We start from the raw sequence: 3943 nt of genomic DNA, 5'->3' as shown, positions 1-3943 counted from the left end.
CAGGTAAGCTTCACGTTCTTCTTGTCTTGCGGTTTCTTCCGCAATGGAAATCTTCTCTGGGCGTTTGTATCTGTCTACGCCGTAGTTCATGAGAGCATGACAAGAATCGAGAAGTTTCTCGACTTCAGCCACACCATACTTTTCTTCGCAATCGGTAATGTATTTTTTCGCGAACAATAGATAGTCGATAATCGAGCTTGCATCAGTCCAAGTTTGGAACAGGTAATTACCCTTAAAGAACGAGTTATGGCCGTAACAGGCATGCGCCATTACCAACGCTTGCATCGTGACCGTGTTCTCTTCCATTAAGTAAGCGATACACGGATCTGAGTTGATCACGATTTCGTACGCTAAGCCCATTTGGCCGTGTTTGTAGTTTTGCTCTGTTTGGATGAACTTCTTACCAAAAGACCAGTGGTTGTAGTTGATGGGCATACCAATGCTGGAGTAAGCATCCATCATCTGCTCAGAGGTAATCACTTCAATCTGGTTCGGGTAAGTGTCTAAACGGTAATGCTGCGCCACACGCTTAATTTCTACGTGATATTGTTCCAAGAGGTTGAACGTCCAATCTGGACCATCAGGCAGCATCTTGTTGTTTTTCTTCTGTGCAGATTTGTCTTTCTCTGCAACGTTTGATTTCGCTGTCATGGCAAACTCCCTTACGCAGTCTCTTTCTGGAACAGTTCTCTAAACACAGGAAAAATATCATCCACCGTTTTAATGTTCTTCATGGCGAAGTTATCGAAGCTCGCTTCTAGCTTCTCGTACTCGTGCCAAAGCGTTTGGTGTGAACGGCGAGTAATCTCGATGTAAGAGTAATATTGGCAAGTCGGTAATAGCGTATTGACCAACAGTTCTTTACAGCGAGGTGAGTCATCCGCCCAGTTATCTCCATCAGAAGCTTGTGCTGCGTAGATATTCCACTCATTAGCAGGATAACGATCTGCGACAATTTCTTTCATTAGTTTCAGTGCACTAGAAACGATCGTGCCGCCAGTTTCTTGTGAATAGAAGAACTCATGTTCGTCAACTTCTTTAGCCTGAGTATGGTGACGAATAAACACAACATCGACGTTTTCATATGTGCGATTGAGGAATAAGTAAAGCAGTACGTAGAAGCGTTTTGCGATGTCCTTGGTAGCTTGATCCATTGAGCCAGATACATCCATTAGACAGAACATAACGGCTTGGCTAGATGGAATAGGGCGCTTCTCATAATTTTTAAAACGCAGGTCGAAGGTGTCAATGAACGGCACGCTTTCAATTTTTTTACGTAACTCAGCAATCTCTTCTTTTAAGCGACTCTCTTCGAAAGGTTGTGCTGGTTCTGTCATTTTTACTTGGTCAAGTTGCTCCATCAGTAGGTTGAGCTCGCGCTTTTTACCTGCTGTCATCGCGGTTCTACGAGCCAGAGATTGTTGCAGTGAACGAACGATAGCGATATTAGATGGAATCCCCGCGCTTTGGTAACCAGAGCGGTGTGTTTTCCATTCGGTGATTTTGTTGACCTGATTCTTCTCTAGATTAGGCAGAGCTAAATCTTCAAAGAGAATATCAAGATATTCATCTTTTGAAATTTGGAAGGTAAATTCATCTTGGCCTTCGCCATCAGGGCTTGCGTCACCCTGGCCTGAGCCACCACCTTGACCACCACCTTTAGGACGTTCAATTTTATCGCCCGTGATGAACTGGTCATTACCTGGGTGAACGCGTTCTCTTACGCCGCCTTGACCTTGGTGAAAGCTTGGCTCTTTGATGTCTTTATGAGGAATAGTGACGTCTTCACCGGTTTCAGTATTGGTGATTGAGCGTCGGTTGACTGCATCGGCCACAGATTCTTTGATTTGCTCTTTATGGCGTCGTAAGAAACGCTGTCTGTTCACAGCACTCTTATTCTTGCCATTGAGCCTCCGATCGATAAATTGTGCCATAAGAACTCCCTCTCAGCTGATTTTGCGATCCTACTTTTTATTCGGGTATAAGAGTTATTAGTTTACTAAAGCTATTCGTTCGTTAGGGTATAAAGTTATTGGTTTGTACGAGCTGCCCAATTGAGCAGCTCAATACAGTTTGGTTATGAGGATTTACGAACTCTTAGGTACCACTCAGATAGCAGTCTCACTTGTTTCTCGGTGTAGCCTTTTTCCATCATACGAGCAACGAAGTCGTCGTGTTTTTTCTGATCATCCGTTGAGGTCTTAGCATTGAACGAAATAACAGGAAGTAGCTCTTCTGTGTTAGAGAACATTTTCTTCTCAATTACAGTGCGCAGTTTCTCGTAGCTCGTCCAAACTGGGTTTTGACCGTTATTGTTGGCTTTGGCACGAAGCACGAAGTTCACAATCTCATTTCGGAAGTCTTTAGGGTTACTGATCCCAGCTGTTTTCTCGATTTTTTCTAGTTCACCATTCAGAGAAGCACGGTCAAATAGCTGTCCTGTTTCTGGATCTCGGTACTCTTGGTCTTGAATCCAGAAGTCCGCGTAGGTGACATAGCGGTCGAAGATATTCTGTCCGTACTCAGAGTAAGACTCTAGGTAAGCGGTTTGAATTTCTTTACCAATGAATTCTACGTAACGCGGTACTAGGTATCCTTTCAAGAACTCAAGATACTTCTCAGCGGTTTCTTGAGGGAACTGTTCACGTTCGATTTGTTGTTCAATCACGTAGAACAAGTGAACCGGGTTTGCAGCCACTTCGGCTTGGTCGAAGTTAAATACACGAGACAGGATCTTAAAGGCGAAACGCGTTGATAGCCCAGACATGCCTTCGTCAACACCTGCGTAGTCTCGGTACTCTTGGTAACTCTTCGCTTTTGGATCGGTGTCTTTTAGAGTCTCACCATCGTAAACCCGCATTTTTGAGAATAGAGAAGAGTTTTCAGGCTCTTTCAATCTCGATAGGATGCTGAATTGCGATAGCAGATCGAGTGTGCTTGGCGAACAAGGGGCTTTGGATAGCTCACTGTGCTCAAGCAGTTTTTGATAGATCTTAACTTCTTCAGAGACGCGCAGACAGTAAGGGACTTTTACAATGTACACACGGTCGAGAAAGGCTTCGTTGTTTTTGTTGTTACGGAAGGTCTGCCACTCGGATTCGTTTGAGTGAGCTAGAATCATACCGTCAAATGGCAGTGCAGAGAGCCCTTCGGTACCGTTGAAGTTACCTTCTTGCGTTGCCGTTAGAAGTGGGTGCAAGACTTTGATTGGTGCCTTGAACATCTCTACGAACTCCATAACACCTTGGTTTGCTTTACACAGCGCACCAGAGTAACTATAGGCATCGGGATCATCTTGAGAGAAGTGCTCAAGCTTACGAATATCGACTTTACCAACCAGAGACGAGATATCTTGGTTGTTCTCATCACCAGGCTCTGTCTTCGCAATTGCAACTTGGTCGAGAATAGAAGGGCGCAGTTTGATGACTTTGAATTTGGAGATGTCACCACCGAAGTCATGGAGGCGTTTCGCTGCCCAAGGTGACATGATAGAGCGTATGTAACGTTTCTCTATTCCGTACTCTTGTTTCAAAAGATCGCCATCTTCGTTTACGTCAAATAGACAGAAGGGGTGATCATTCACTGGGCTTCGCTCACCATCGGCAGACAGCACATAGATTGGTAGCTTTTGCATCAGTGCCTTGAGTTTTTCAGCAAGGGATGATTTACCACCGCCCACAGGGCCAAGTAGATAAAGGATTTGCTTACGTTCTTCTAAACCTTGCGCTGCATGTTTTAGATAAGAAACAATCTGTTCAATCGCGTCTTCCATGCCGTAGAAATCTTTAAATTCACTGTAGCGTGAGATGACACGGTTCGAGAAAATACGACTTAGTTGAGGGTCTTGAGCAGTGTCAATGACCTCCGGTTCGCCAATGGCGAGTAATAAGCGCTCGGCAGCATTCGCGTAAGCACTTTTATCGTCTTTACACAGCCCTAAGAA

The 3943-nt window shown here is 44.6% G+C and carries 3 protein-coding genes; all 3 read right to left on the bottom strand.

From position 1 onward, the window contains the following. On the bottom strand, positions 1-651 hold a 651-nt coding region (locus MED222_RS00450), incomplete at its 3' end, for a SpoVR family protein (RefSeq protein ID WP_009848996.1). Between the two features lie 11 nt (positions 652-662). Beyond that, positions 663-1934, bottom strand: coding sequence for a YeaH/YhbH family protein (locus tag MED222_RS00455; RefSeq protein ID WP_009848997.1), 1272 nt, complete (start codon positions 1932-1934; stop codon positions 663-665). A gap of 143 nt (positions 1935-2077) precedes the next feature. Then, positions 2078-3943: PrkA family serine protein kinase (locus MED222_RS00460; RefSeq protein WP_009848998.1), on the bottom strand; the 1866-nt coding region annotated here is incomplete at its 5' end.

The organism is Vibrio sp. MED222 (genome assembly GCF_000153005.1).
Taxonomy (GTDB): domain Bacteria; phylum Pseudomonadota; class Gammaproteobacteria; order Enterobacterales; family Vibrionaceae; genus Vibrio; species Vibrio tasmaniensis_A.
The sequence above is the reverse complement of the archived record's forward strand: the minus strand, read 5'-3'. Positions and strand labels throughout refer to the sequence as shown.